The organism is Geodermatophilus sp. SYSU D00965, from assembly GCF_054050075.1.
Genome location: NZ_JBJGYQ010000030.1, coordinates 14,820 through 41,620, shown reverse-complemented (window position 1 = coordinate 41,620; position 26,801 = coordinate 14,820). Strand labels below are relative to the sequence as shown.

The 26,801-nt window shown below is 75.5% G+C and carries 30 protein-coding genes and 1 tRNA gene; 20 read left to right on the top strand and 11 right to left on the bottom strand.

The window, feature by feature from the left end; translation table 11 throughout:
- The first annotated feature begins 31 nt into the window (after window positions 1-31).
- The 5 genes from ACI789_RS22440 (at window position 32) to ACI789_RS22420 (ending at window position 6,105) form a co-directional block, all read left to right on the top strand.
- Window positions 32-2,704 carry an ATP-binding protein gene (locus ACI789_RS22440; RefSeq protein ID WP_457011684.1) on the top strand — a complete coding sequence of 891 codons (2,673 nt, stop codon included), beginning with the start codon at window positions 32-34 and terminating at the stop codon, window positions 2,702-2,704.
- A gap of 63 nt (window positions 2,705-2,767) precedes the next feature.
- Window positions 2,768-2,838 (top strand) — tRNA-Gly (locus ACI789_RS22435).
- Between the two features lie 80 nt (window positions 2,839-2,918).
- A complete protein-coding gene (locus ACI789_RS22430) occupies window positions 2,919-3,719 on the top strand; it encodes a putative protein N(5)-glutamine methyltransferase (protein WP_457011683.1) in 801 nt (266 codons plus the stop codon).
- Window positions 3,720-3,853: 134 nt separating this feature from the next.
- Window positions 3,854-4,390 (top strand): universal stress protein, encoded by a 537-nt coding sequence (locus ACI789_RS22425; protein WP_457011682.1) that lies wholly within the window; start codon window positions 3,854-3,856, stop codon window positions 4,388-4,390.
- Window positions 4,391-4,440: 50 nt separating this feature from the next.
- Window positions 4,441-6,105 carry a GAF domain-containing protein gene (locus ACI789_RS22420; RefSeq protein WP_457011681.1) on the top strand — a complete coding sequence of 555 codons (1,665 nt, stop codon included), beginning with the start codon at window positions 4,441-4,443 and terminating at the stop codon, window positions 6,103-6,105.
- Window positions 6,106-6,111: 6 nt separating this feature from the next.
- On the opposite strand, the gene ACI789_RS22415 is transcribed toward ACI789_RS22420, so the two are convergent.
- From ACI789_RS22415 to ACI789_RS22400, 4 genes are all read right to left on the bottom strand, one after another.
- Window positions 6,112-6,780: a response regulator gene (locus tag ACI789_RS22415; protein ID WP_457011679.1), complete on the bottom strand. Its 669-nt coding sequence runs from the start codon at window positions 6,778-6,780 to the stop codon at window positions 6,112-6,114.
- A gap of 32 nt (window positions 6,781-6,812) precedes the next feature.
- On the bottom strand, window positions 6,813-7,886 hold the full coding sequence (locus ACI789_RS22410; RefSeq protein WP_457011677.1) for a type III polyketide synthase: 1,074 nt from the start codon (window positions 7,884-7,886) through the stop codon (window positions 6,813-6,815).
- Between the two features lie 72 nt (window positions 7,887-7,958).
- Entirely contained in the window at window positions 7,959-8,660 is a 702-nt protein-coding gene (locus ACI789_RS22405; protein WP_457011676.1) for a methyltransferase domain-containing protein, read from the bottom strand.
- A 3-nt stretch (window positions 8,661-8,663) separates the two neighbouring features.
- Window positions 8,664-9,002, bottom strand: coding sequence for a DUF3140 domain-containing protein (locus ACI789_RS22400; RefSeq protein WP_457011675.1), 339 nt, complete (start codon window positions 9,000-9,002; stop codon window positions 8,664-8,666).
- A gap of 56 nt (window positions 9,003-9,058) precedes the next feature.
- Here ACI789_RS22400 and ACI789_RS22395 point away from each other — a divergent pair, with 56 nt between their 5' ends.
- The 7 genes from ACI789_RS22395 to ACI789_RS22365 all read left to right on the top strand — a co-directional run bounded on the left by ACI789_RS22395 (window position 9,059) and on the right by ACI789_RS22365 (window position 13,547).
- The gene (locus ACI789_RS22395; protein WP_457011673.1) at window positions 9,059-9,562 is read left to right on the top strand and encodes a DUF6328 family protein; all 504 of its coding nucleotides are present in this window, start codon (window positions 9,059-9,061) and stop codon (window positions 9,560-9,562) included.
- 25 nt (window positions 9,563-9,587) lie between these two features.
- On the top strand, window positions 9,588-10,517 hold the full coding sequence (locus ACI789_RS22390) for a ribokinase (RefSeq protein ID WP_457011672.1): 930 nt from the start codon (window positions 9,588-9,590) through the stop codon (window positions 10,515-10,517).
- 61 nt (window positions 10,518-10,578) lie between these two features.
- Window positions 10,579-10,731 (top strand): hypothetical protein, encoded by a 153-nt coding sequence (locus ACI789_RS22385; protein ID WP_456916460.1) that lies wholly within the window; start codon window positions 10,579-10,581, stop codon window positions 10,729-10,731.
- A 46-nt stretch (window positions 10,732-10,777) separates the two neighbouring features.
- Window positions 10,778-11,788 (top strand): TIGR03617 family F420-dependent LLM class oxidoreductase, encoded by a 1,011-nt coding sequence (locus ACI789_RS22380; RefSeq protein ID WP_457011671.1) that lies wholly within the window; start codon window positions 10,778-10,780, stop codon window positions 11,786-11,788.
- Window positions 11,789-11,890: 102 nt separating this feature from the next.
- Entirely contained in the window at window positions 11,891-12,031 is a 141-nt protein-coding gene (locus tag ACI789_RS22375; protein ID WP_456916462.1) for a hypothetical protein, read from the top strand.
- Between the two features lie 203 nt (window positions 12,032-12,234).
- Complete coding sequence (locus tag ACI789_RS22370) at window positions 12,235-12,861, top strand: TetR/AcrR family transcriptional regulator (protein ID WP_457011670.1); 627 nt, start codon at window positions 12,235-12,237, stop codon at window positions 12,859-12,861.
- Between the two features lie 260 nt (window positions 12,862-13,121).
- Window positions 13,122-13,547 carry a hypothetical protein gene (locus ACI789_RS22365; protein ID WP_457011668.1) on the top strand — a complete coding sequence of 142 codons (426 nt, stop codon included), beginning with the start codon at window positions 13,122-13,124 and terminating at the stop codon, window positions 13,545-13,547.
- Between the two features lie 132 nt (window positions 13,548-13,679).
- Here ACI789_RS22365 and ACI789_RS22360 read toward each other — a convergent pair whose 3' ends face one another.
- Genes ACI789_RS22360 through ACI789_RS22350 form a run of 3 tightly spaced genes read right to left on the bottom strand, consistent with a single transcriptional unit; the run spans window position 13,680 to window position 15,277 of the window.
- Window positions 13,680-14,150: an amidase family protein gene (locus tag ACI789_RS22360; RefSeq protein ID WP_457011666.1), complete on the bottom strand. Its 471-nt coding sequence runs from the start codon at window positions 14,148-14,150 to the stop codon at window positions 13,680-13,682.
- Window positions 14,054-15,073, bottom strand: a complete 1,020-nt coding sequence (locus ACI789_RS22355; protein WP_457011665.1) for an amidase — start codon at window positions 15,071-15,073, stop codon at window positions 14,054-14,056. Before ACI789_RS22355 ends, ACI789_RS22360 begins: the two co-directional genes overlap by 97 nt.
- 3 nt (window positions 15,074-15,076) lie before the next feature.
- Complete coding sequence (locus tag ACI789_RS22350) at window positions 15,077-15,277, bottom strand: hypothetical protein (RefSeq protein ID WP_457011663.1); 201 nt, start codon at window positions 15,275-15,277, stop codon at window positions 15,077-15,079.
- Window positions 15,278-15,400: 123 nt separating this feature from the next.
- On the opposite strand from ACI789_RS22350, the gene ACI789_RS22345 reads away from it, so the two are divergent.
- Window positions 15,401-15,565, top strand: coding sequence for a hypothetical protein (locus ACI789_RS22345; protein ID WP_457011690.1), 165 nt, complete (start codon window positions 15,401-15,403; stop codon window positions 15,563-15,565).
- Window positions 15,566-15,602: 37 nt separating this feature from the next.
- A complete protein-coding gene (locus ACI789_RS22340; protein WP_457011661.1) occupies window positions 15,603-15,959 on the top strand; it encodes a lipopolysaccharide assembly protein LapA domain-containing protein in 357 nt (118 codons plus the stop codon).
- A 9-nt stretch (window positions 15,960-15,968) separates the two neighbouring features.
- Here the strand turns inward: ACI789_RS22340 and ACI789_RS22335 are convergent, their stop codons facing one another.
- The gene (locus tag ACI789_RS22335) at window positions 15,969-16,796 is read right to left on the bottom strand and encodes a DUF2182 domain-containing protein (RefSeq protein ID WP_457011660.1); all 828 of its coding nucleotides are present in this window, start codon (window positions 16,794-16,796) and stop codon (window positions 15,969-15,971) included.
- Between the two features lie 3 nt (window positions 16,797-16,799).
- A complete protein-coding gene (locus ACI789_RS22330) occupies window positions 16,800-17,402 on the bottom strand; it encodes a DUF1326 domain-containing protein (RefSeq protein ID WP_457011659.1) in 603 nt (200 codons plus the stop codon).
- Between the two features lie 183 nt (window positions 17,403-17,585).
- Here ACI789_RS22330 and ACI789_RS22325 point away from each other — a divergent pair, with 183 nt between their 5' ends.
- The 3 genes from ACI789_RS22325 (at window position 17,586) to ACI789_RS22315 (ending at window position 19,952) form a co-directional block, all read left to right on the top strand.
- Window positions 17,586-19,424: an acyl-CoA dehydrogenase gene (locus tag ACI789_RS22325; protein ID WP_457011658.1), complete on the top strand. Its 1,839-nt coding sequence runs from the start codon at window positions 17,586-17,588 to the stop codon at window positions 19,422-19,424.
- A gap of 85 nt (window positions 19,425-19,509) precedes the next feature.
- Window positions 19,510-19,752: a hypothetical protein gene (locus ACI789_RS22320; protein ID WP_457011656.1), complete on the top strand. Its 243-nt coding sequence runs from the start codon at window positions 19,510-19,512 to the stop codon at window positions 19,750-19,752.
- 8 nt (window positions 19,753-19,760) lie between these two features.
- Entirely contained in the window at window positions 19,761-19,952 is a 192-nt protein-coding gene (locus tag ACI789_RS22315) for a hypothetical protein (protein ID WP_457011655.1), read from the top strand.
- Window positions 19,953-20,029: 77 nt separating this feature from the next.
- On the opposite strand, the gene ACI789_RS22310 is transcribed toward ACI789_RS22315, so the two are convergent.
- The gene (locus ACI789_RS22310) at window positions 20,030-21,394 is read right to left on the bottom strand and encodes an MFS transporter (RefSeq protein ID WP_457011653.1); all 1,365 of its coding nucleotides are present in this window, start codon (window positions 21,392-21,394) and stop codon (window positions 20,030-20,032) included.
- Window positions 21,395-21,941: 547 nt separating this feature from the next.
- Between ACI789_RS22310 and ACI789_RS22305 the strand changes: the two genes are divergently transcribed.
- The 3 genes from ACI789_RS22305 (at window position 21,942) to ACI789_RS22295 (ending at window position 24,572) form a co-directional block, all read left to right on the top strand.
- Window positions 21,942-22,697 (top strand): 3-hydroxybutyrate dehydrogenase, encoded by a 756-nt coding sequence (locus ACI789_RS22305; protein ID WP_457011652.1) that lies wholly within the window; start codon window positions 21,942-21,944, stop codon window positions 22,695-22,697.
- Between the two features lie 142 nt (window positions 22,698-22,839).
- Window positions 22,840-23,745: a 3-methyladenine DNA glycosylase gene (locus ACI789_RS22300; RefSeq protein WP_457011651.1), complete on the top strand. Its 906-nt coding sequence runs from the start codon at window positions 22,840-22,842 to the stop codon at window positions 23,743-23,745.
- A complete protein-coding gene (locus ACI789_RS22295) occupies window positions 23,742-24,572 on the top strand; it encodes a tyrosine-protein phosphatase (protein WP_457011649.1) in 831 nt (276 codons plus the stop codon). Before ACI789_RS22300 ends, ACI789_RS22295 begins: the two co-directional genes overlap by 4 nt.
- Here the strand turns inward: ACI789_RS22295 and ACI789_RS22290 are convergent.
- On the bottom strand, window positions 24,569-26,632 hold the full coding sequence (locus ACI789_RS22290; RefSeq protein WP_457011648.1) for a diguanylate cyclase domain-containing protein: 2,064 nt from the start codon (window positions 26,630-26,632) through the stop codon (window positions 24,569-24,571). The two genes, ACI789_RS22295 and ACI789_RS22290, sit on opposite strands and share 4 nt — an antisense overlap.
- Between the last annotated feature and the right edge of the window lie 169 nt (window positions 26,633-26,801).

Below are 26,801 nucleotides of genomic sequence, written 5' to 3'. Positions count from 1 at the left end.
CCATCCAGGGCGGACGGAGGTGTGCCGGCGCGTGACCGTGGCCGACCACCTCCCGGGCCCCGGGGACGCGGAGCTCTTCCGCGACGGCGGGGAGAACGGCCGGCTGATGGCCGCCTTCGACTGGTCCACCACGCCGGTGGGGCCGGTCCGGGGATGGCCGGCGAGCCTGCGCCACGCGGTCCGCACGGTGCTGGCCTCGCGGTTCCCGATGATCCTGGCCTGGGGCCCCGGGTACACGCAGTTCTACAACGACGCCTACGCCACGCTGATCGGCGCCAAGCACCCCGGCGCCATCGGCGATGACCTGCGGGTCACCCTCGCCGAGGGCTGGGCGGCGCTGCAGGAGCCGGTCGAGCAGGCCATGGCCGCCCGCCGGCCCTCCTGGATCCCCCAGCTGCTGCTGCTCCTCGAGCGGGCCGGCTACCGGGAGGAGACCTACTTCACCGTCTCCCACGCCCCGGCCTACGGCGACGACGGCGAGGTCGCGGGCATGCACGCGGTCTGCACCGAGGTCACCCGGCAGGTGCTGGCCGAGCGCCGGCAGCGGCTGCTGCACGACGTCGCGACGTCGGCGGGACGGCTCGGGGACGACCTGGCGACGGTGACCGAGATGACCGCCGCGCTCGCCGGCGACCCGCTCGACGTGCCCTTCGCCGCCGTGTACCTGCAGGCCCCCGGCCAGGGACGGCTGCGGCGGGCGGCCACCGTCGGGTGCGCCGCCGACCTGCTGCCCGCCGAGGTCGCGGGGATCGAGGCCCTGCTGCCGGACGGCGCCGAGCCGCTCGGGGTGACCGGGGGCCCGTGGGGCGACCCGGTCCGCGACGCCGTCGTCCTGCCGCTGGTCGCGGGGGCCGGCGCCGAGCCCGTCGGCGCGCTGGTGGCCGGGGTGAACCCCAACTGCGCGCTGGACGACGAGTACCGGACCTTCCACGAGCTGCTGGCCGGCCAGTTCGCCGGCGCCGTGGCCAACGCGCGGGCGTACACCGAGCAGCGGGCGCGTGCCGAGGCGCTCGCCGAGCTGGACCGCGCCAAGACGGCGTTCTTCGCCGACGTCAGCCACGAGCTGCGCACCCCCCTGACCCTGCTGCTGGGCCCGCTCGCCGACGTGCTGGAGGACTCGGGGGCGCAGCTGCCGGCCGACGTCCGGGAGCACCTGGCCCTCGCCGAGCGCAACGGCCGGCGGCTGCAGCGGCTGGTCAACGACCTGCTGGAGTTCGCCAGCATCGAGGCCGGCCGGGCGTCGGCGGTGCGGGTGGCCACCGACGTCGCGGCGTACACCGCCGAGCTGGCCGGCGTCCTGCGCGCCGCCGCCGAGCGGGCCGGGCTGCGGCTCACCGTCGACTGCCCGCCGCTGGGCCGCCCCGCCCACGTCGACCCGCGGATGTGGGAGCGGATCGTCCTCAACCTGGTCGCCAACGCGGTGAAGTACACCTTCGTCGGCGGCATCGACGTCTCCCTGCGCGCCGACGGCGACCGCCTGGTGCTGCGCGTGGCCGACACCGGCGTCGGCATCCCGGCCCAGGAGCTCCCGCACCTGTTCGAGCGGTTCCACCGCGTCAGCGGCACCGCGGCCCGCAGCCGGGAGGGGACCGGCCTCGGGCTGGCGCTGGTGCGCGAGCTGGTCCACCTGCACGGCGGCGAGGTCGTGGTGTCCAGCGAGCCCGGGATCGGCAGCACGTTCACCGTCACGGTGCCCTTCGGCGCTCCGGACGCCGCACCCGACACCCTCGCCGCGCCGTCGGCGACCGTGAGCGCGGCGGTGGTGGCCCCGTGGGACGACGACCCGTCCCGGTCGGCACCGCAGACCTCGGCCGCGTCGGGCGAGAGCGTGCTGGTCGTCGACGACAACGCCGACATGCGGGCCTACCTGACCCGGCTGCTCGCCCCGCACTGGACGGTGCGGACGGCGACCGACGGGCGCGCCGCGCTGGAGAGCGTGGCGGCGGCCCGGCCCGACGTCGTCGTGACCGACGTGATGATGCCGGGGCTCGACGGGTTCGGCCTGCTGCGGGCACTGCGCGCCGACCCGGCGACCCGCGCGCTGCCGGTGGTCATGCTGACCGCGCGGGCCGGCCAGGAGGCGGCCGTCGAGGGCTTCGACGCCGGTGTCGACGACTACCTGGCCAAGCCGTTCCGGTCGGCCGAGCTCGTCGGCCGGGTGCGGGCGGTGCTCCTGCGGGCCGCGGCGCCCGCGGGCGACGGCGTCCCGGCCGTCTCCGCGCCACCCCCGGCCGACCCGGCGCCGCCGTCCACGCCGCCTTCCACGCCCCGGCCGCGGCCGCCGCTGCAGACGGTGCCGCCGGCGGCCGTCCCCCCGGGGCGGCCGGGGTCGGGGCGACTGGTGCGGGAGCACTGGCGGCTGCCGGCGACCACCTCGTCGATCCCGGCGCTGCGCCGCCGCCTGCGGGCGGTGTTCGCCGAGGCCGGCCTCGACGAGGACCTCGCCTACGACCTGGTGCTGGCGACGTGCGAGGCGGCCACGAACGCCGTCGAGCACGCGCAGGAGCCGACCGAGCCGTTCATCGACGTCGCGGCCGAGGTGGCCGACGGGCGCGTGGAGATCGCCGTGCGCGACTACGGCCGGTGGCGCGAGCGGGTGCCGAGCATGGACCGCGGCCGCGGCTCGATGCTGATGAGCGCCGTCGGCGAGATCACCGCCACGCCGAGCGCGGCCGGGACGACGGTGGTCATCCGCACGGCCTGACCCGTGAGGGGGACCCTGCTCCCCTCCCCGGGCCGACTGCGGTTAGACTTCCGGACGCACCTCGCGGGTGTAGTTCAATGGCAGAACATCAGCTTCCCAAGCTGACAGTGCGAGTTCGATTCTCGTCACCCGCTCTCCCGACCGGCCCTCGCCGGTCACCCTCCGCGACGCGCCGGCGAGCGGCGCCGCCTCCCTCCCGTAGCCTGCCGGCATCGTGCTGACCGAGACCCTCGTCCGCAGGCTCCGCGCCGCCGGGTGCGTCTTCGCCGAGGAGGAGGCCGACCTGCTGCTCTCCGCGGCCGGGGACCCGGCGCAGCTGGAGGCGCTGGTCGCCCGCCGGGTGGCCGGTGAGCCGCTGGAGCTGGTGCTCGGCACGGCGGAGTTCTGCGGGCACCGCATCGCCGTCGAGCCGGGCGTCTTCGTCCCCCGCCGTCGCACCGGCCTGCTGGTCGACCTGGCGCTGCGGTCGCTGCGCGGCGTCCCGGCGCCGGTGGTCGTGGACCTGTGCTGCGGCTCCGGGGCGGTGGCGGTCGCGGTCGCGGCGGCCCTCGGCCGGGGCGAGGTGCACGCCGCCGACGTCGACCCGGTCGCGGTCGGCTGCGCGCGCCGCAACCTGGCGCCGCTCGACGGCCGGGTGCACGAGGGCGACCTCTACGACGCCCTGCCGGAGGCGCTGCGCGGTCGCGTCGACGTGATCACCGCCAACGCCCCGTACGTCCCGACCGCGGCGATCCCGCTGATGCCCCCGGAGGCGCGCGACCACGAGCCGCGGACCGCCCTGGACGGCGGCCCCGACGGCGTCGACCTGCACCGCCGGGTGGCGGCCGGCGCGCGGCCGTGGCTGGCGCCCGGGGGCGTCCTGCTGGTCGAGACCAGCCGGGACCAGGCCCCGCTCACCGCGGCCGCCGTCACCGCGGCGGGGCTGTGCGCGGAGCCGGCGCGGGACGACGACCGCGACGCCACCGTGGTGGTGGGCCGGGTGCCGGACGACGACCTCCGGGGAGGTGTCGCGTGACCGTGTTGCTCTCCTCACGCTCCGCAGTGACGCGCTCGGGGGCAATACGGAACGACTCCGGGACGCCACGACCTGCGAAGTCGTCGGGCCCTTGGTCCCTGCCGCCCCCTCCGTGGCTCGTTCAGGATCCCTCCATGACGGATGCACGCCGGTCCAACAGCGGGCCGGAGGAGCACGCCACCGAGCCGCGGGGCGAGGACCCTCGCCTGGCCACGGTGCCCGACGACAGCGGGCACCGCCGGCCCGTCGAGCCGGTCCGGCTCACCCCGCTCCTGCCCCGGCGCCAGAACCCGTGGCTGGTCGTCGACGTCGACGGCACGGCCGGCGGGTACGGCGCCCTGGTGTGGGCGCTGCGCGAGGCCGCCCGCCGGGAGGCGACGGTCGTGGCCGTGTGCGTGCTCGACGACGTCGACGGGGACCCGCTGCGCCGGCCGGTCCGGCGTGAGTGGACGGCGGCCGAGGAACGGCTGGAGGCGCAGGTGCTGCGCGCCATCGCGGAGACCGGTGTGGTCGGCCGCGCCCGGACGGCGGTGCTGGAGCGCCCCGTCTTCGAGGCACTCACCGGTGCCGCGCGCGGCGCCGACCTGGTCGTGGTCGGCGCGCACGGGAAGACCCTGCTGCGCCCCGCGGTCCCCCGGCCGCACCTGCGGCGCGTGGCGCGCGGCGCCTGACGGGAGGCCGGCATCCCCGCGCACACCTCGATCCGCCCGACGGCCGGGCCGTGACCCCGCCCGCCGCCGAGGCCTCCGAGACCCCCTCGACCGCCGTCCCGGGCCTGTCTGCCGGCGTCCGCGCAGCGGCCCGCACCGATCGCCTCGAGTCGACGCTGCACGCCGTCGTCCGGGCGGCGATGGAGTGCACCGGCGCCACGTACGGCGCGTTCGGCGTGCTCACGCCCGACGAGGCCGGGATCGAGAGCTTCCTCGTGGTCGGCATGGACGACACCGACCGCGAGCGCATCGGGCAGCTCCCCAACGGCGAGGGCGTGCTCGGCCTGCTCTTCGACCGCCCCGGCCCGGTGCGGCTCGACGACCTCAGCACGCACCCGGAGGCGGTCGGCTTCCCGCCCCGGCACCCGCCGATGCAGGCCTTCCTCGGCGTCCGGGTGCTGGTGGGTGGCACCGTGTTCGGCCACCTCCTCCTGACCCTCGAGCCCGGCGGCGGCACGTTCACCGCCGTCCACGAGGCGGCCGTGCAGGCGCTCGCCGCCACAGCGGGGCTGGCGATCGAGAACGCCCGGCGGGTGGAGTGGGCCGAGCGCCGCCGGGGGTGGGCGCAGGCGGGCAGCGAGATCGCCACGGCGCTGCTGTCGGGCGCCGACCCCGGCAGCGTGCTGCGCTCGATCGCGCAACGGGTGGCCGACCTGGGCTCGGCCGACGCCGCCGGCGTCCTGGTGCCCAGCCAGGAGGACGACGACGTGCTGACCGTCGTGGTCTCGGTCGGCCTCCCCGACGACGACGTCGAGGGGGTGCGGATCCCCCTCGCCGACAGCCAGCTCGGTGTCGCCCACCGCTCGGGCATCCCGCGGCTGCTCGTCGACGCGAGCAGCTCCGCGGCCGGCGGCGGGCGCGCGCCGGTGCTGGGCGAGCTGGCCCTGCACTACGGGCCGACGCTGATCATCCCGCTGGGCGGCCGCCCCGCGCTGGGCACCGTGGTCGCGATGCGGCTGCGCGGCCGGGAGCCGTTCGACCCGTCCACGCTCGACCTGGCCGCGGCGTTCGCCTCCCAGGCCACGGTCGCCCTAGAGCTGGCCCGCAGCCAGCAGCGAGAGCGGCGCCTGCAGGTCGAGGCCGACCGCGACCGGATCGCCCGGGACCTGCACGACCACGTCGTCCAGCGGATCTTCGCCACCGGCCTGGCGCTGGACCGGATCAGCCGGCAGCTGGAGTCCAGCCACCCGGACGCGGCGGCCCGCATCGCCGAGCGGGTCGACGAGCTCGACGGCACCATCGCCCGCATCCGGTCGGCGATCTTCGAGCTGCACGAGTCCGACGACACCTCCCCGGACGCCATCCGCAGCCGCATCGTGGACACCGTCCGGTCGATCACCGGGGGTCAGGGCGTGCGCCCGGACGTGCGGGTGCGGGGGGACGTCGAGGACCTGCCGCGGGTGCTGGTCCCCGACGTGGTCGCCGTCATCCGGGAGCTGGTCACCAACGTGGTCAAGCACGCGCGGGCCACCCGCGTCACGGTGACGGTGACCGTGGACGGGGAGATCCGGGTCGTGGTCACCGACGACGGGATCGGGCTGCCCTCGGTGACCGTGCGCAGCGGGCTGACCAACCTGGCCGACCGCGCCGAGCGGCACGGCGGCCGCATGACCAGCTCGTCGGGGCCGCGCGGGACGGAGATCCGCTGGGTGGTGCCGCTGCCCAAGCCGGTCTGAGCGGGGTCAACCCCCGTTGGGACCGGAGCGGTCGCGCAGCTCGGTGGCGAGGATGGCGGCCTGCGTGCGCCGCTCCAGGCCGAGCTTGGCCAGCAGGTGGCTGGTGTAGTTCTTCACGGTCTTCTCGGCCAGCCCCATCCGGGCCCCGATCTGGCGGTTGGTCAACCCCTCGCCGATGAGCCGCAGCACGGTGCGCTCCTGCTCGGTGAGGACGGCCAGCCGGCGGTCCCGCTCGGCAGGCCGGCTCCGGGTCACGGCTGCGGCGAAGGCGGCGTCCTGGCCGAACAGCGTGCCCCCGGCCGCCACCGTCCGGACGGCGGAGACCAGCGCCGAGCCGCGCACCTGCTTGAGCAGGTACCCGGCGGCGCCGGCGGCCATCGCGGCGGCCACGGCGTCCTCGTCGGAGTAGCTGGTGAGCACCAGGCTGCGCGTGCCCGGCGCCCGCTCGCGCAGCCGGCGGCAGACCTCCGCGCCGTCCCCGTCGGGCAGCCGCATGTCGACGACGGCGACGTCGGGCCGGACCGCCGGGACCCGCGCCAGGGCCTCGGCGACGGACCCGGCCTCCCCGACGACGTTGATCCCGGGGTCCTCCTCGAGCAGCTCGGCCACGCCCCGCCGGACCACCTCGTGGTCGTCGACCAGGAAGACCCGGATGCCCACTCGACCCGTCTCCACCCGGCCGCCTCCCGCTCCAAGGGTGACCTGAGTCACACAGCGTAGGGGCTGCCGGGAACGACGTCACGCCGCAACAGGTCCTGCGGGAGCAGCAACGCGGCGTACAACGTGAGCCCGGGCCCGAACGCCATCGCCACCACCGGGCCGTCGACGTCGGCCAGCGCCTCGAGCACCAGGAGGACCGTCGCCGAGGAGCAGTTCCCGTGCTCGGCCAGCACCGAGCGCGAGGCGGCCAGCTGCGGCTCCGCGAGGCCGAGCTCGTCCCGGACGACGTCGAGGATGCGCGGCCCGCCGGGGTGCACCGCCCAGCCCGCGACGTCCTCGACGCGCAGGCCGGCGCCGGTCAGCAGCTCGTCGACGACGTCGCCCACGTGGCGGGACAGGACGTCGGGCACCCGCGGCGACAGGCCCATGCGGAAGCCCAGGTCGGTGACGTCCCAGGTCATGTGGTCCGCCGTCGACGGGTCGGTGCGGGCGACGACCCCGGCCAGCCGGCGTCCGCGGGCGGCGCCCGGCTCCAGGACCACCGCGGCCGCCGCGTCGGAGAACAGCGCGTGCGCGACCACCTGCTCGAGGTCGGCCTGCGCCGGCTGCACGTGCAGGCTGGTCAGCTCGCAGCACAGCAGCACCGCCGGGCGGGACCGGGCCGCCACGAAGTCGCCGACCGCGGCCAGCCCCGGGATCGCCGCGTAGCAGCCCATGTGCCCGACCAGCAGCCGCTGCAGCCCCGGCGGCATGCCCAGGTCGCTGGCCAGCCGGATGTCCAGGCCCGGGGTGGCGTACCCGGTGCACGTGGCGACGGCGAACAGGCCGACGTCGCCCGGCGGCAGCCCGGCGGCGTCCAGCGCCGCGGCGACCGCCTGCTTGCCCAGCGGCAGCGCCTCCTGCACGTATCGCTGCATGCGGGCGGCGGTGCCCCAGGAGCTGAGGTCCTCGTCGACCGGGTTGGCCACCGCGTGCCGGCGTCGAACGCCCGAGGCGGCGAAGATCCGCCGGGCGGCCCGCACGCCGGCGTAGTGGCCGGCGAAGAACCCGTCCCAGACGTCGTCCTGCTCGATCGTCGTCGGCAGGGCGGCCCCCGCTCCGGTGACGACCGCGGTGCTCACGGCGCCGTCTCCGGGGCGCTCGGGCTCGGCGTCATGGGCCGACGGTACGGGCGACCTGCGCTTCCCGCCGCATCACCGCTTCCGGCCGTAGCCGGCGAAGAGGACGGCGGTGGTCGGCAGCGGCCGCATCCGGACGCCCTCCCGCCGGCCCAGCCGCCAGGCCACGGTGTCCCGCAGGGACGGGCGCAGCCCGACCAGGCGCAGCTCCAGGCCCAGCCGGTCCGCGGCGGCGAGCAGCCGGCGGCGGTCGACGAACAGCCGCGGGTCGTGGATGCCCGGCGGCGGCCCGCCGGGCACCCGCTCGCCCAGCCGGACGGCGAGCAGCTCGGCCAGCCGGGTGTCGGCGATGGCGTCGATGACCAGCGTCCCGCCGGGGCGCAGCAGCCGGGCGCACTCGGCGAGCACCGCGACGTCGTCCTCGACGTGCTCGAGGATCTCCCCGGCCACGACGACGTCCGCGCAGCCGTCGACCAGGGGGACGGCCAGCACCGACCCGCGCACCGGCAGCGTGCCGTGCTCCCGCGCGACGGCCAGCCCGGCCAGGCCCAGGTCGACCCCGACGTGCCGGTAGCCCAGCCGGGCGGCGTGCGGCGCCATCAGCCCGCCGCCGCAGGCCAGGTCGACCAGGACCGCGCCGGGGGAGGCCGCGGGCGGGAGGTGCTCGGCGCGGGAGGCGGCCAGCCAGTGCAGCATCGCGAAGCCGCCGGAGGCCTCCCACCACTGGTCGGCGAGCTGCTCGTACTGGGCGGGGTCGTTCCGGCGCAGAACAGGCACGCTCTACCCCTTCTTCAGCGGGTCGTGCCCCCAGTTCATCAGCGAGTACCGCCACGTGGAGGTCTCGACGTCCTCCTTCTTCGGCTCCTGGGCCAGGTGCCGCTGCACGTAGCCGTGCACCTTGCGCATGTGCGCGAGGTCGTCGTCGGTGAGGTCGTCCTTCTTGGTCCGCAGCAGCTCGACGATCCGCCGTCCCGAGGCGTGGCCGGTGGACTCCGACCCGCCGTCCTTCTGCCCGACCGACTGCGACTCCTCGGTGTCCAGCCAGTCGGCCAGCTCCGTGGCGGTCATGTTCACGGCCTCGCCGAACTCGCGCCGGACGGCGTCCCGGTCCTCGCTCATGCGTGGCCTCCGCGGGTCGGGTGGTTGGGGCGGCGCCCTCGCGGTACCGCAGCAGCGTGGCGTGGAAACGGACCGACGTGGAGCAGACCGCCCTGCTCCGCGGGCAGCGGCCGGACGAGGTGCTCGACCGCAACCTCGCCGAGCTGCTGCAGGAGATGCGGGTGGCGATCACCGGCGTGCAGATCCTCTTCGCCTTCCTGCTCACCCTGGCCTTCACCAGCCGGTTCGAGGAGCAGGGCGCGTTCGCCACGACCGTCTACACGATCACGTTGCTGAGCACGGCGACCGCGACCCTGGTGCTGATCGCCCCCGTGTCCTTCCACCGCACGCTGTTCCGGCAGAGGCGCAAGGCCGAGCTGGTCGCCTTCGCCGACCTCGCCCTGCGCATCGGGCTGGGCCTGCTGTTCCTCGGCATCACCAGCGCGGTCCTGCTCGTGCTCGACGTCGTCCTCGGCCGTTGGCCGGCGGTCGTCGGGTGCGCGTTCGTCGTGGCCGTCGGGGTGGTGGCCTGGTACGTCCTGCCCCTGCGCCTGCGCGAGCGCCGGCAGCCGCGGGAGTGAGCCGGCGTCTGGTAGAGCTGACCGCGTGTCCGTGACCGTCGTCGGCAGCCTCAACGAGGACGTGCTGGTGCGGGTGCACCGGCTGCCCGGCCGCGGCGAGACCGTCGTGGGGCAGGGCACCGTGCTCGCGCCGGGCGGCAAGGGCGCCAACCAGGCCGCGGCCGCGGGGCGGCTGTCCGCCGACGGGGGCGTGGTGATGGTCGGCCGGGTCGGCGCCGACCCCGCCGGGGACCGGCAGCTGGCCGCGCTGGCCGATGCGGGCGTGGACGTGGGGCACGTGCGGCGCACCCCCGAGGCACCGACCGGGAGCGCCACGATCCCGGTCGAGGAGGGCAGCGGGGAGAACCTGATCGTCGTCGTCCCCGGGGCCAACGCCGAGCTGGTGCCCGCGGACGTCGACGTGGCGCCGGTCCGCCGGGCGCGGGTGGTGCTGCTCCAGCTGGAGGTCCCGCTGGCCACGGTGACGGCCGCGGCGTCGGTCGCCGGCGGCACCGTCGTCCTCACCCCCGCGCCGCCGCAGCCGCTGCCGCCGGAGCTGCTGTCCCGGGTCGACGTCCTGGTGCCCAACGAGCACGAGCTGCTGCAGTTGGCCGGCGCCGGGCCGGGCGACCGGTCCCCCGCCGACCTGGCCGCGCTGGCCCGCGGCCTCGGGACGGCGACCGTCGTGGTCACCCTCGGTGCGCGGGGCGCCCTGCTCGTGGCCGCGGACGGCCCCGCCCTGCTGCAGCCGCCTCCGCCGGTCCGCGCCGTCGACACCACCGGGGCCGGCGACTGCTTCTGCGGCGCCCTCGCCGTCGCCCTGGCCGAGGGTGCCGCCCCGGCCGAGGCGGTCGCCGCCGCGGTCACCGCCGCCGCCCTGTCGACGACCGCGCGCGGCGCCCGGGGCGCGCTGCCCGGCCCCGCCGAGGTCGCGGCGCTGCGCGCGCGGCTCCCGGTGGCCGCCGCGGCGGGCTGACGGTTTCCTGCCCGGGCGCCGGGGCACACGCCCGGAGGACACCGACGCCAGGAGGTACCCCGTGACCGATCCCGCGCAGACCGACCCGGCCCGCCCGCCGCGCAGCGCCGAGCGCGCCGAGGGCGACCCCGAGGGCGAGCAGCCCACCAGCGGACGCACGCCCCACCCCGACGAGCCCGCCGAGGGAGCCGACACCTCCACCGACGGCGACTGAGCCCGCGCTGGCGGTCCGGCCCCGGCGTGCGGGAGGCTCCGGGGCCGTGCTGCTCGACGCCACGCTGACCGCCGACCTCGACGCCGTCCCGGAGCTCGCCCGGGACCTCGAGCGGCGGGGCTTCGCCGGCGTCTGGACGTCCGAGACCGCTCACGACCCGTTCCTGCCGCTGCTGGTCGCCGGCCGCGCGACCACGCGGCTGCAGGTCGGGACGGCGATCGCGGTCGCCTTCGCGCGCTCGCCGATGACCGTGGCCGGGACGGCGTACGACCTGCAGCGCTACACCGGCGGCCGGTTCGTGCTCGGCCTGGGCACGCAGGTCCGCGCCCACGTGGAGCGGCGGTTCTCCATGCCGTGGAGCGCACCGGTGCCGCGGATGCGGGAGTACGTGGCCGCGCTGCACGCCATCTGGTCGGCCTGGCAGGAGGGCACCCGCCTGCACTTCCGCGGGGAGAGCTACCGGCACACGCTCATGACGCCGGTGTTCAGCCCGGAGCCGCACCGGTGGGGCGCACCGCCGGTGTACCTGGCCGCGGTCGGCCCCGGGATGACCCGGCTGGCCGGCGAGGTGGCCGACGGCCTGTTCGCGCACTCCTTCACCACGGCGCGCTACCTGCGGGAGCGGACCCTGCCGGCGCTCGAGGAGGGGCTGGCCGCGGCCGGCCGGTCCCGGGAGCAGCTCACCGTCTGCCTGCCCGGGTTCGTCGTCACCGGCGCCACCGACGAGGAGCGGGCCGCCGCGGCCGACGACGTCCGCGCCCGGATCGCCTTCTACGGCAGCACGCCCGCCTACCGGCCGGTGCTGGAACTGCACGGCTGGGGCGCGCTCGCCGACGAGTTGCACGCCCTGTCGGTCGGGCGCAGCGAGGACCGGTGGACGGCGATGCGCGACCTGGTCGACGACGAGGTGCTGGACGCGTTCGCCGTCGTGGCCGGTCCCGCCGACGTCGGTCGCGCGGTGCGGGCCCGGTTCGAGGGGCTGGTCGACCGGTTCAGCGTGCCGGTGGAGGCGACCCGGCCGGGTGCGTGGGATCCCGTCGTCGCGGCCCTCTCCTAGGGCGCGGCGTGTACGCGCAGTGACGGATATCTCAGCGTTTCGGCTACAATTCACCGTTCCGGGTCTGTTTCCGGGCCACGCCCACGGGGGACGCTGGGTGGCATGGAGGACACGCAGCGCGACATGCACGTAGCCGACGAGACCCCGACCGAGCGTCAGGCCGACGAGTCGCAGGCCCAGCGGGCCTCGGCCGTCCCGGTGGCCCGACTGCTGGCCAACCCGCGCCGGGTGCGCCGAGCCTGACGCAGGCCCCCCGGCAGGGTCCCGCCGCGAGCTCGCGAGTGACGGGGGCAGGGGGTCCTCCTTCACGCATCGTCACACGAGTCCCACCGATCCCCCGGGTCCCGGCTTGCCCGGACGCCTCTCGTCACTCACTGCAACCACTCGTGCGCACTGCGCGGCGTGCCGCGAACTGATCCGTCACGCGCTGGGGCAGCATCCCCCGCGTGACCGCAGCCGCCCTCCCCCTCGCCGCCGACGACGCCGCGGCTCCCGTCCGCCGGAGCCGGGCCGAGCGGCAGGCCATCGTCCTGGACACCGCCGAGCGGTTGTTCTCCGGCCGCAGCTCCCGCAGCGTCGGGATGGACGAGCTGGTCCGCGAGACCGGCCTGGGGAAGATGACGGTCTACCGGCTCTTCAAGAGCAAGGACGACCTCGTCGGCGCCTACCTGGCCCGCAAGGCCGCCACCGTCCTGGCCTTCATCGACGCCGAGCTCGTCCGGCTCGAGGGAGACCCGCGGGCCGCGCTGCTCTCGGTCGTGGACGCCGTCGAGCGGGACGTGACCCGCACCGGCTTCCGCGGGTGCCCGTTCACCAACGTCAGCAGCGAGTACGACGACCCGCAGCACCCGGCGCGCAGCGCGGCCGCGGACTACAAGTTCGAGCTGCACGGCCGCCTGGAGCGCCTGGCCGACGAGCTCGTGCCCGGCGGCGGTGACGACCTCGCCGCCCAGGTGCACCTGATCATCGACGGCATGTACCTCTCCGGTGGCCTGCTGGGCCCCGACGGCCCGGCCGCCCACGGCCGCGAGCTCGCCGAGCGGCTCATCGACGCCGCCATCGCCGGCCGCTGAGGACCCGGCGGCCGCTGAGCACGCGGCGGCCGCCGCTGGAGGCCCCCGCGTTCGACCCCTGCGTTTCGACCCCCGCGTTGATCATGGGCACGTTGCGGGTCCCCCCGGCGTGTCCCGCCGTGTCGCCGGCAACAACCCCGTGATCAACGGGGAGCGGGAGCGGGAGCGGGGGCGGGACCCCGCCCCGGCCGCCCCGCCCCGGAGGCCCGCTCCTCCGCGGTCGTGCAGCGCGACCGGCGTGCCCACCGCAGGATGGACCGGTGAGCAGCGACCGCAGCCGGCCCGACCTCGACGACACGACCGTGGAGGGCCTCGGCAAGCTCTCCGAGGCCCTGGAGACCATCGAGCAGGCCCGCGGCCAGCTCTACGGCTTCCACCAGCACTCGGGGAAGGCCGACCTGCTCCTGCAGGACGCCGTCGAGCTGTTCCGCAAGGCGGGGCACACCGAGCTGGCCGACGACCTCGACCGCGACCTGGTCGGCCGCAACGTCATCGCCGACCGGTGGACCTTCCAGATCGTCGAGGACTACGACGCCACCTACTGGTCGGTCTTCCGCGCCTTCGACGAGCGGGCCCGCACCGAGCTGGCCGGCGGTGACCGGCACGTCTTCGAGGCCCGGATGAAGCAGCGGGAACGCACCGCGGGCCACCCGCACCACGAGGCCGGCCCGGCCCTGGACGACTGACGAGGCCCGGGGCGGACACACCGTCGGGCTCCGGCCGACACCACCACCGGGTGCCGTCCCCCTGCTGCGCTGAGCCGAACCGGCGCCTCGGCCGGGGCCCCTCCGGGCCCCGCGACCGGGACGCCAGGACCCTCAACCCACGGGGGCGATGCGGCCGACGACGTCGGTGGCGGCCTCGTAGGCGCAGCCGACGTCGAGCAGCGTGGCCTCGTCGAACGGCCGGCCGATCAGCTGCATCCCCAGCGGCAGCCCCGCCGGGTCGAAGCCGGTGGGCAGTGCCAGGGCCGGCAGCCCGGTCAGGTTCGCCGGCGAGGTGAGCCGCACCATCGCCAGGTCCACCGCCTCGGTCGTCCCGTCCGCCCAGGTCACGTCCATCTGGTCGACGACGGGGGCGACGAACGGCTGGACGGGCGCGACGACGACGTCGACGTCGGCGAACAGCTGCGCCCAGGCCTGCTTCATCAGCGTCCGCACCCGCAGCGCCTTGATGTAGTCGGTGGCCAGGATCAGCTCGCCGGCCTCCAGCAGCAGGCGGGTCTCCGGGCGGTAGAGGTCGGCGATGCCCCGCAGCGCGTCCTGGTGGTAGGCCGCCGCCTCGGGCATGAGATCGCCCACTCCGCGCCGATGACCTGGTCGGGGTAGGGGATGGTCACCTCGCGCAGCTGCGCGCCGAGGCCCTCGAGCACGCCCACCGCCGTCCGCACCGACGCCGCGACGTCCTCGGTGACGTGGTCGAAGAAGTAGTTCGTGGGGACGCCGACCCGCAGCCCGCGCACGTCGCCGGTGATCGCGGCCGCGTAGCCCGGCACCGGCACGTCGACCGAGGCGGGGTCGAGCGGGTCGTGCCCGGCGATGGCGTCGAGCACGTGGGCGCTGTCGCGCACGTTCCGGGAGAGCGGCCCGACGTGGTCCAGCGACCAGGACAGCGAGGCCACCCCGCGCCGCGACGTCCGCCCGTAGGTGGGCTTGAGCCCCACCGTGCCGCAGAGGTTGGCCGGGATCCGGATCGACCCGGCGGTGTCGGTGCCCAGCGCGACCAGGCAGGAGCCGGCCGCGACGGCGGCGCCCGAGCCCCCGCTGGACCCGCCGGGGATTCGGGTGGGATCCCACGGGTTGCGGGTGGTGTGCGTCCGCCCGCCGTAGGCGAACTCGTGGGTGTGGGTCTTGCCGACCATGACCATCCCGGCCGCGAGCAGCCGCTCCACGGCGACCGCGTCGGCGTCCGGGACGTGGCCGGCGCGCACCTGCGAGCTGGACGTCGACGGGATGCCGGCGGTGTCGTACAGGTCCTTCACGCCCAGCGGGATGCCGTGCAGCGGCCCCCGGTACCGGCCCTCGGCGATCTCCTTCTCCGCCGCGACGGCCTGGTCCCGGGCGAGGTCGGCGCAGACGTGGGCGAAGGCGGTGATCGTCGGCTCGGTGGCCTCGATGCGGGCCAGCACCGAGTCGGTGAGCTCCACCGGCGAGAGCCGGCCGGCCGCGATCTCCTCGGCGGCGGTGGTCAGGTCCAGCTCGAACGGCTGCACGGGTCAGGCCTCCCAGCGGGCGTCGAAGGCGGTGGCCGGCGGCGTCTCCCCCAGCGGGACGTCGTCGAGCCGGTCGATCAGCGCGTACATCTCGCCGAGGAAGGCGCCGACCGACTCGTGCCGCTCGGCGGCCAGGTCCAGGCGGGCGGCGCGGGCGGCGTGCGCGGTCGCCTCGGCGGAGAAGGAACGAGGGGGCGGTGTCACGGGCAGCTCCGGGGGATCGGTGGTGGGCAGCAGTCTGGGGACGCCGTCCCCGCCCGGGCAACCGCGCATCCGGCCGGCGGGAGCCCGCTAGCGGTCCTCCGCCTCCCGTCGCAGACTCGGGGCGTGACCATGCCGACGCCCGACGACGAGCGCGACGTCCGCCCCCTCGGTGGGGACGTGGCCCCGCCGGCCGACCCGGAGTCACAGGGCGGCGGCGAGGGGCCCGCCGACGGGGTCGCCGGCCCGAGCTACCCGCCCGCGGGAACCGAGCCGGACGCGCAGCGCTGACCTCGCGCCCGGCGGCCCCGACCCGCAGACTCGAACCGTGACCTCGCCTGGACCCGACCCGCTGCGCGCCCCGGCTGCCCCCGGGACCTCCTCCGGCCCGGCGACCGGCCCCGGTCCGGCCGGTCCGACCCCGGCCACGACCGGACGGACGACGTCCCCGGCCCGGTCCGCCGGCCGGGCGGTCAGCCGCACCCTGGCCCTGGCGCTGCTGCTCTTCGTGACGGTGATCCTCGTGCTGTTCGTCGTCTTCAACACCCAGACCGTCGACGTCAGCCTCGTGTTCGGCAACGTGCAGGCCCCGCTCGTCCTGGCGCTGCTCATCGCCGCCGCGCTGGGCGGGCTGCTCGTCTGGCTGGCCGGCCTGGTGACGCGCGCCCGCCGCCGCAACCGCTGACCCGGGCAGCTAGCCGCCCATCACCGGCATCTCGCCGGCCATGTCCCCACCGGGGACGGTGAGGGCCGGGATCGCGTCGGGGGCGGTCAGCACCAGGACGCCGAGGACGAGCAGCAGCGCCGCCGTCCCGTAGGTGGCCACCCGGCGCCACGGCAGCGTCTTCTCCACGGCGATCAGGCCGGCGACCACGGCCATCCAGACGACGCTCATGACCCCCAGGGCGAACAGCGACGCCATCAGCGCCCAGCAGCAACCGACGCACCACGCGCCGTTCTGCGCCCCCATCCGCAGCGCGCCCCGGCGGCCCTCCCGCCAGGAGCCGAGCAGGAAGCCGAGCGGGCTGCGGCACTTGCCCAGGCAGACGTCCTTGAGCGGGGTCAGCTCGTAGACCGCCGCCACGAGGAGCGTGGCCCCTGCGACCCACCGGCCCGCGCGGTCCCACGCGAGGACGTCCCCGGCCAGCAGGTCCACGGTCGCCGCCAGCGCGAAGGCGACCAGTCCGGCGGCGGTCCAGGTGACCAGGTAGCCCGCTGCGAACAGCAGGGGCGAGACCGGCGACCGCCGCCGGGTCATGCGGGAGTACAGCGCGACCGTCGGGGCGACCGACGGGAACATCATCGCGGCCATCATCACGACCCAGACCCCGAGGAACCAGCCCAGCGTCCCCAGGGCGCTCCACGGCCCCTCGTCCATGCCCCGCATCTGCCGGGCCGTCCACCACCAGCCCACGGCGGCGAGCGCGAACAGCGCGGCGACGAGCCCGAGCCGGACACGGACGGCGGCGAAGGCGGGCCCGAGGCCACCGTCCGGTACGCGCTCCTGCGCCCGGACGCTCATGGGTCAGGCGGACCAGGCGAAGTCGGCGTGGGACACCCCGGTCCTGCCCTCGTAGGAGATGCCAAAGGCGTCGATCCGCGAGCGCCGGGCCTCGGCCATCGTCAGGTCCGGGGCGACCGGGTGGAACGCGCCGGCGAAGCGCACCGGCTGACCGGTCTCGACACCGAAGGGGACGATGTCCTGGATCTCGAAGTCGATGGCGTCCCCGACGCGCACGCTGTGCAGCAGACCGTCGTCGCGCATGTCGATCGCCGCCCGCTCCACGCCGACGATCTCGCCCACGAGCGGGGCGAGCGCCGCCATCGGCCCGCCGAGCTGGCCCCCGAAGACCTTGACCAGCTTGTCGAACTGCTCGTCGGTGGCCTGGTCGTCGACGTACATCCCGATCCGCCAGTTGCCCTCGGTCATGACCTTGGGGGTGTCGATGATCGTCACGACCCGGCGGCCCCGGACGTCGGTGCCGTCGATCTGGCCCTCGCGGATGTCGAAGGCGAGGGTCGCCCGGCAGTAGTCGTAGGTGGCGCCGTGGTCGAACGAGAGGTTGCACGGGCACATCAGCTCGCACGAGCAGGTCTCGGCGTAGCCGCCCCTGAGGTTCCATGCCATGGCAGGTCCCCCCTCCACGAGGCGGCCAGTGTCCTGCCGCCCGGAGACGGGGGTCAACCACCTCGCGACCGGGCTCAGGACACCCCGACCGGAGGAGGATCTTGCTCGCGGTTACCGGCCGGTAATAGCGTTTGTTACCAGCCAGTACGAACGCGCCGGCACGGAGCACGGGAGCCATCCGCCATGAGCCACTACACCGCGAACCTGCGGGACCTGGAGTTCAACCTCTTCGAGTTCCTGGACACCAGGCACCGCTTCGGCACCGGCCCGTTCGAGCAGATGGACGCCGAGACCGCGCGCGGCGTGCTGGCCGAGATCCGCCGGCTGGCCGAGGGGCCGCTGGCCGCCTCCTTCGAGGACGCCGACCGCAACCCGCCGGTGTTCGACCCCGCCACCTCCTCGGTGACCCTGCCGGAGAGCTTCCGGCGGTCGTTCCGGGCCCTGCAGGACGGCGAGTGGTTCCGCCTGGACCTGCCCGACGAGCTCGGCGGCTTCGGCGCTCCCGTCGCCCTGCGCTGGGCGGCCTACGAGATGATCCTGGGGGCCAACCCCGCCGTCTTCATGTACGGCTCGGGCCCGACGTTCGGCGCGACGCTGTACGAGCTGGGCACCCCGGACCAGAAGCGCCTGGCCGAGCTGGTGGTCGAGAAGCGCTGGGGCGCCACGATGGTGCTCACCGAGCCCGACGCCGGCTCCGACGTCGGCGCCGGGCGCACCCGGGCCGTGCCGCAGCCCGACGGCTCCTGGCACATCACCGGCGTGAAGCGGTTCATCACCTCGGCCGAGCACGACCTGTCGGACAACATCGTCCACCTGGTGCTGGCCCGCCCCGAGGGCGCCGGGCCGGGGACCAAGGGGCTGTCGCTGTTCGTCGTCCCCAAGTTCCACGTCGACCTCGCGACCGGCGCGCTCGGCGAGCGCAACGGCGTGTACGTCACCAACGTCGAGAAGAAGATGGGCCTGAAGGTCTCCACGACCTGCGAGCTGACCTTCGGCGACGGCCCGGTGCCGGCGAGGGGCTGGCTGGTCGGCGACGTGCACGACGGCATCGCGCAGATGTTCCGGATCATCGAGTACGCGCGGATGTTCGTCGGCACCAAGGCCATCGCCACCCTCTCGGCCGGCTACCAGGTGGCGCTGGACTACGCGAAGACCCGCGTCCAGGGTGCGGACCTGACCGCCACCAGCAAGGACGCCCCGCGGGTGACCATCACGCACCACCCCGACGTGCGCCGCTCGCTGATGCTGCAGAAGTCCTACGTCGAGGGCATGCGCGCGCTGTACCTGTACACCGCGAGCACCCGCGACCGGGCGATCCAGGCCGCGGCCGAGGGCGATACCGAGACCGCGCGACTGGCCGCCCGGGTCAACGACCTGCTGCTACCGGTCGTGAAGGGCTTCGGCTCCGAGCGCGCCACCCAGCTGCTCACGAGCGAGTCGCTGCAGACCCTCGGCGGGTCGGGCTACCTGCAGGACTACCCGATCGAGCAGTACATCCGCGACTCCAAGATCGACACCCTCTACGAGGGCACCACCGCGATCCAGGGTCAGGACCTCTTCTTCCGGAAGGTCGTCAAGGACGGCGGCGTCGCGCTCACCTGGCTGGCCACGCAGATCCGGGCCACGGTCGAGGCCGAGGCCGGCAACGGCCGGCTCAAGGAGGAGCGGGCCCTGCTCGGGACCGCCCTCGGCGAGGTCCAGGCGATGCTGACGGCGATGTTCGGCCACCTCACCGCCGCCCAGCAGGACCCGAGCAGCCTCTACAAGGTCGGCCAGAACACCTCGCGGCTGCTGCTGGCCGTCGGCGACCTGGTCACCGCGTGGCTGCTGGTCCGCCAGTCCGAGGTCGCGCTCACCGCGCTGGCCGGCGAGGTCGGCGAGCGGGACCGGCACTTCTACGAGGGCAAGCTGGCCGCCACCCGCTTCTTCTGCACCCAGGTGCTGCCGCGCCTGTCCGCCGAGCGGGTCGTCGTCGAGCACACCGACAACGCGCTGATGGCGGTCGACGAGGCCGCCTTCTGATCCGTCACCGCGGCGGCCGTCGGCCGTTTCAGGGGCGGGTCACCGGGCATGGGCGGGAGGACAGCGCCGTCGACAGGAGGCCCCCGTGACCGACCCCCAGGGCAGCGACCGCATCCAGCAGGGCGTGCCCACCGCGTCCGGCACCGGTGACAACAGCGACACGGGGTCCTCGTTCGAGGACGTCCCGCTGACCCGGGACGAGGCGGTCGAGCGGGACGCCGCCTCCGACGACGACCTGCCTGCCCGCGCCGACAGCGACGTCGCCCGCGCCCGGACCTCCGGCCCGTCCGGCGAGGTCCAGGACCCCACCCCACGATCGGGAGGCTGAGACACCTGATGAGCGAGTCCGACCCCACCGGCTACCGCGAGTCGCCCGACACCACGAACGGGCCCACGAACACCAACATGGTCGACGGCGTCCCGGGCGAGGACCGCTCGGACGGCAGCGAGCGCGACGTCACCCTCACCACCGACGACGACGCCCAGACCGACGACGGCATCGTGCGCCCCGGCAACGTCCCCGACTGAGGGAGGCGCACGACCCGGACCAGCACCACGACGGGCCGCCCACGACGTGTCGTGGGCGGCCCGTGTGTGTGCGGGGCTCAGCGCCGGCCGGCGCCGACCGCCGCCCGGTCGGCGGCGGGATCCCGCGTCAGGTCGCTGCGCGCGGTCTCCCGGCTGAGCAGGACGGCGATCGCGGTGAGTACCGCGGCACCGGCGAGGTACAGCGAGATCGGGAGGGACCTGCCGTACTCGATGAGCAGCGCGGTCGCGATGATCGGCGCCAGGCTCCCGGCCACGATCGAGGACACCTGTCCCGCCACCGACAGGCCGCTGTAGCGCACCTGGGTGGAGAACAGCTCGGAGAAGAAGGACGCCTGCGGCCCGTACATCGCTGCGTGGAAGACGAGGCCGATCGTGCCGGCCATCGCGAGCAGCAGGAACGACTGCGAGTCGTACAGGGTGAAGAAGACGAAGCCCCACACCCCGACGCCCACGGCGCCGGCCAGGTAGACCGGCCGGCGGCCGAACCGGTCGGACAACGCACCCATCACGGGGATGGCACCGAAGTGGATCGCGGAGGCGACGAGCGCCGCGTTCAGCGCCGTGCCGCGCGGTACGCCCGCCTCACCGGTGGCATAGGCCAGCGCGAACGCGGTGAAGATGTAGTAGCCGATGTTCTCCGCCAGGCGGGCGCCGATCGCCAGGATGATCTCCCGGGGGTACTGGCGCAGCACCTGGACCACGGGCAGCTTGGGAGCTTCCTCCGCTTTGGCGGTCTGCTCCCGGGCGGCCTGGAAGACCGGCGACTCCTCGATCGAGACCCGGATCCACAGGCCCACGGCCACCAGCACGGCGCTGAGCAGGAACGGGATGCGCCAGCCCCAGGACTCGAACTGCTGGGCGTCGGTCACCGCCGAGACCAGCGCGAGGACGGCGACGGCGAGGAGGTTGCCCGCCGGCGCACCGGCCTGCGGCCAGGAGGCCCAGTACCCGCGTCGCTCCGGCGTGCCGTACTCGGCGGCCATCAGCACCGCCCCGCCCCACTCCCCACCCAGAGCGAAGCCCTGCACCAGTCGGAGCAGGATCAACAGGATCGGCGCCCAGACGCCGATCGCCCCGTAGGTCGGCAGCAGGCCGATGAGGAAGGTCGCGCCGCCCATCAGCATCAGCGTGATGACCAGCATCTTCTTGCGCCCGACCTTGTCGCCGAAGTGCCCGAAGATCACCCCACCGATCGGCCGGGCCGCGAAGCCCACCGCGTACGTCGCGAACGCGAGCAGCGTGCCGACGAGCGGGTCGAAGTCGGGGAAGAACAGCTTGTTGAAGACCAGCGCGGCAGCCGAGCCGTAGAGGAAGAAGTCGTACCACTCCACGGTCGTCCCGACGAGGCTGGCGCCGACGACCTTGACGATGGACGTGCGTGACCCCGGCGGGACAGCGGCTTCCTGGTGAGACCTGGACAATGCTCATCCCCTCTGCGCGTGCAGGATCTGGTCAGGTTCTGGATGTCTCCGGCCGGGGGGCGCGAGCCCCCCGGCGATCGAGAGGCCGGCAGCTCATGGGCGGCCGGCTCAGCGTTCGCAACTGGTGCAGCGGCGGCGCGGGAGGCGACCGGACGACAGGCCAGCGGCCCTCCCCAGGACACGGGGCGCGACCCCCGAGGAGGCCGCGTGCGGGTGGCCGTCGGCGGTACGCGGCTCGGCGCCGCGCTGCAGCCGGCAGGGCCCAGGGACGACTGCGCAGATCCACGATCACCCCCTCGCTGCCGTGGTTCCGGCCACAGCATCCCGGGGTTGCGGCGGATCGGCGAGTTGCGGGCGTTCTCGATCCGGTGACCGGCGCCGGCCATGAGGAGAGGAAGGCCGGCGAAGGAGGCCGTCACCTCAGGAGGCGGTCGTTGGGCCCCGATCGCCCTCTGCCGTCCGGTGTCGGCGGCCTCCCCGGCGCAGGGCCGGGGGCGTGGGCCGCACGACGTGCAGCACCGCGAGCTCCCGGCCTACGGTGACGGCCATGGACGCAGCAGGCGGGCTGGCGGGACGGCGGGCGCTGGTGACCGGCGGCGCCTCGGGGATCGGGCGGGCCTGCGCGGCCCGGCTGGCGGCGGCCGGCGCCTCCGTGGTGGTGCTCGACCGGGACGGCGAGGCGGCGAAGGCCGTCGCCGCGGAGGTGGGCGGCACCGCGCTGGCGGTCGACCTCACCGACCTCGACGGCCTCGACGCCCTCGACCTCGACGTCGACGTCCTGGTCAACAACGCCGGGCTGCAGCACGTGGCACCGGTGCACGAGTTCCCCGTGGACCGGTTCTCGCTGATCCTCCGGCTGATGCTGGAGGCCCCGTTCCGCCTGATCCGGGGCGCGCTGCCGCACATGTACGGGCGCGGCTGGGGGCGGATCGTGAACATCAGCTCCATCCACGGGCTGCGCGCCTCGGCCTACAAGAGCGCCTACGTCACCGCCAAGCACGGCCTCGAGGGGCTGTCCAAGGTGGTCGCCCTGGAGGGGGCGCCGCACGGGGTCACCTCCAACTGCGTCAACCCCGCCTACGTGCGCACGCCGCTGGTCGAGGGGCAGATCGCCGACCAGGCGAAGGCGCACGGCCTGTCGGAGGACCAGGTCGTGGAGCAGGTGATGCTGGCACCCGCGGCGGTCAAGCGGCTGATCGAGCCGGAGGAGGTCGCCGAGGCGGTGGCCTACCTGTGCTCGCCGGCGGCGGCCTCGGTCACCGGCAGCTCGCTGGTCATGGACGGCGGGTGGAGCGCCCACTGAGCACCGCCGCGCCGCCGACCGGCCGGCCCTGAGGCGGTGTGCACCCCCGGCGCGTTCCCGCGGCCGGACGTGCCACGCCCGCACACCACCGGTCCGCCGAGCGCGGGACGGAGGTCCCCGGCGCCCCTCCTACGCTGGACCGGTGCAGCCCGACCGACTCCCCCGCGAGGTCTGGACGGCGCGGTCGGCGGCGCACGCGGAGCGGGCCGACGCGCTGACCGCCGGGCACCGGGCCCGCCGGGCCACCGGCGAGCGGCACCCGGTCGAGGACTTCCTCTACGAGTACTACTCGACCCGCCCGTCGGTGCTGCGGCGCTGGCACCCCGGCGCCGGCACGGCCCTGGCGTCCCCCGCACCGCACGCCGCGTGGCGGTGGTACCGGGACGACGGGGACACCGTGGCGCTGGATCCCGCCGCCTTCCTCGCCGACCGCGGCGACACCGTCGGCTTCGTGCACCGGCTGATGGCCGCCACCGCCGCCCGGCCGGCCTTCACCGGCTGCTTCGGGCTGCACGAGTGGGCGATGGTCTACCGGGCCGACGAGCGCCGGCACCCGCTCCCGCTGCGGTTGGGGCAGGCCGGCACGGACGCCGTCGTCGAGGCGCACCCGATCCGGTGCAGCCACTTCGACGCCTTCCGGTTCTTCACCCCCGCGGCGGTCGGCCGGAACAGCCTGCAGCCGACCCGCGCCCGCCAGCCCGACCTGGAGCAGCCCGGCTGCCTGCACGCGACCATGGACCTCTACAAGTGGGCGACCAAGCTCGGTCCCGCCGTGCCCGGTGAGCTGCTGCTGGACTGCTTCGAGCTGGCCCGGGACGTCCGCGAGCTGGACATGCGCGCCTCCCCCTACGACCTGCGCAGCTCCGGGCGCGAGCCGGTGCGCATCGAGACCGCCGAGGGCCGGGCCGAGTACGCCGCGCTGCAGCGCGGGTTCGCCGGCCGCGGCGCCGCCCTGCGCACCCGCCTGCTCGCCGTCACCGGCGCGTTGCTCGGCACTCCCCCGGCCGACCCCGTCCCGTCGCCGGCCGGACGTACCGTCGGAGGGTGACCTCCACCCGCACCGACCGCTGGCTGCTGCTCGACGGGACGACGAACACCCGCGACCTCGGGGGGCTGCCCACCGCCGACGGCGGGACGACGCTGCCCGGCCGGATCCTGCGCAGCGACAACCTGCAGACGCTCAGCGACACAGACGTCCGGCGGCTGGTCGACGAGGTCGGGCTGCGCGAGGTCATCGACCTGCGCACGACGGCGGAGGTGCTGCTGGAGGGCCGCGGCCCGCTGCGGGCGGTGCCCGCGGTGACCCACCGGCACTTCAGCCTGCTGCCCGAGCGGGGCCACCACACCGACGTCTTCGCCGTCGAGGAGGCCGACCTGCCGGAGCTGCCCGCCGACTGGGCCGAGTCGATCCTGCCGCGGCAGGTGGCCGCGAGCGACCAGGAGGAGCCGCCGGCGGTGCGCTCCTACCTGGGCTACCTGGCCCACCGCCCGGACAACGTGCTCGGTGCGCTGCGCGCCCTGGCCGCCGGCTCGGACGGCGCGGCCGTGGTGCACTGCGCGGCCGGGAAGGACCGGACCGGGGTGGTCGTCATGTTCTCCCTGGCGGTCGCGGGCGTCCCGCACGAGGAGATCGTCGCTGACTACGCGCTGACCGCCGAGGTGATCGACGCGCTGGTGGCCAAGCTCGCCGCCTCTCCCACCTACGCGGAGGACATGACCACCCGCGGCGTGGCCAGCCACACCCCGCGCGCGGAGACGATGGACCGCCTGCTGGCCCTGCTCGACGAGCGGCACGACGGCCCGGTGGGCTGGCTGACCGAGCACGGCTTCGGCGCCGAGGAGCAGGCGGCCCTGCGCGCCCGCCTGCGCGGCTAACCCTCCTCGGGGGCGTCCGCGCCGGCCCGACCGGCGTGCTTGTGCCGGTACATGGCCGAGTCGGCAGCGCGCAGCAGGTCGTCGGCGGCGCCCCACTCCCCGCTGTGGACGGCGACCCCGATGCTGGTCCCGACGGCCACCGCGGTGCCCTCGAGCCGGAAGGTCTCGTCGAAGCAGCCGAGGACGCGGGCGACGACGCGGTCGGCGTCGTCGGCGCGGGCCAGGGCGGGGAGCAGGACGGCGAACTCGTCGCCGCTGAGCCGGCCCACCGTGTCGCCGGGACGCACCGCCGCCCGCAACCGGGCCGCGACCTGGCGGAGCAGCTCGTCCCCGGCGGCGTGCCCGAGGGAGTCGTTGACCGCCTTGAACCGGTCGAGGTCGCAGAACAGCACGCCCACGTGCTGCTCCGGGCCGGTAGCGGCCAGCGCACCGGCGAGCCGCTCGAGGAACAGCACCCGGTTGGGCAGCCCGGTGAGCGCGTCGTGGGTCGCCTGGTGGCGGACGGTCTCCAGCAGCCGGGCCTTCTGCAGCGCCGTCGAGGCCTGGTCGCTCAGACCGCGCAGGCGTTCGAGCACCTCGCCGTCCAGCCGGGCGGGCGACCGGCCGACCGTCCAGCTCGCCGTCGCGACGCCGAGGAACGTCCGGCCGGCCAGCAGCGGGACGGCGACCGCGTGGGTGACGCCCAGACTGGCGAGCAGCCGCGCCAGGCCGGCACTGCAGGTCCCCGCGTCGAGGAGGCGGGGCTCGCGATCGGTCAGCATGCCGACCAGCTCGGGGGTGTCCTCGGCCCGCAGGGAGGTGGTGAGCATCAGGTCGCGCCGGGGCCCGGTGTACCCGGCGACGGCTGCAGTGACCAGGGAGCCGTCGGCGGGCTCCCAGAGCAGCATCGTCCCGCTGTCGGACCCGACGATCCGCGGCAGTGCGTCGGCCACCACCGAGCAGACCGCCGCGGCGTCCGCCGCCTGCGCCAGCTCGTGCGCCAGCGTGAGGAGCGCACCGGCCCGGTGGGCCTCCTGCCGGGCACTGTCGAGGGCCATGAGGAGGTCCAGCGTCGCCGCGGCGTGCCCGGCGTACGCGGCGAGCATCTCGCGTTCGTGTCCCAGCGCGCCGTCGCCGGGCCGGTAGACCGCCGCGAGCCGGCCGTACGCGCGGCGGGCCGAGGCGACGTCGACGGCCACGACGTGGGGGCCGGGGTCGGCGCCGGCGAGCAGCGTCGCCGCCAGCGCGTCGACGGTCTCGGCAGGCAGTCCGGCCCCGTGCACCAGTGGCCGCCCGCCGTCGGGGGCGGCTACGGCGAGGACGTACGCCGGGGCCAGCACCGCCTCGGCGGCCCGCGCCACGATCCGCCGCAGCACGGTGTCCAGGTCGTCGCTGGCCACCAGGTCGGTGGCCGCGGACTGCAGGACCCGCAGCTGCTCCCGCAGCGCCGCCAGCTCCGGTCGGGCGTCGTCCGCGGCGGCCCGGGAGCGGCGCCAGCGGCGGCGGTGCTCCCAGGTGAGGTGGTAGACGCAGGCCGGGTGCCCGTCGGACTCGCACTCGCTGTGCAGGACCTCGGCCGGGGGCAGCCCGAAGACGACCGGCACCATGCCGATCAGGCCCCGGGCGTAGTCGCAGTCCAGGCGGGAGTGCGGGTAACCGGGGTGGAGCGTGAACCGGATGGTCGCGTGACGGGCGCCTGCCTCCAGGACCTCCATCGTGGAGGTGGTCGAGAACTTGGCCACCGCCCGCGGCAGCTGCCGGTACACCTGGGCCGGCGACCCCATCGCCCGGATCAGCAGGACCAGCCCCGGGTTCAGCCCGTGGGCCAGCGCCTCGCTGCCGACGCGGAGCATCGTCCCCGGGTCGCCGAGCACGTCGGTGGCGGCCGCGAACAGCCGGATGCGGGTGTCGTAGCTCGACCAGTGCGAGGGGCTGCTCAGTTCCTCTGCGGGGGCGGTCACCCCGGCGCGGCGCAGGACCTCCGCGACGGCGGCGTCCCCGGCCTGGCGACGCACGTAGCCGAGGACGAGGCCGGTGGTGGCCCCGGAGGTCTCCCGCGGCTCGGGCACGGACGCGGTCACCGCGCGTGCCCTCGTGTCCGGCGACGTCGTGGTGGGCAGGTCCGGCCCGGTGTCCTCACGACTGCTCGATCGGCGCTCCTGGCGACCGGGTTGAGGGAAACGCCCCGAAGGGGGGACGTCGGCCTCCCGGCGGTCCGCCCCTTGCGCCGGGGCCCGCCGCGGAGTAGAA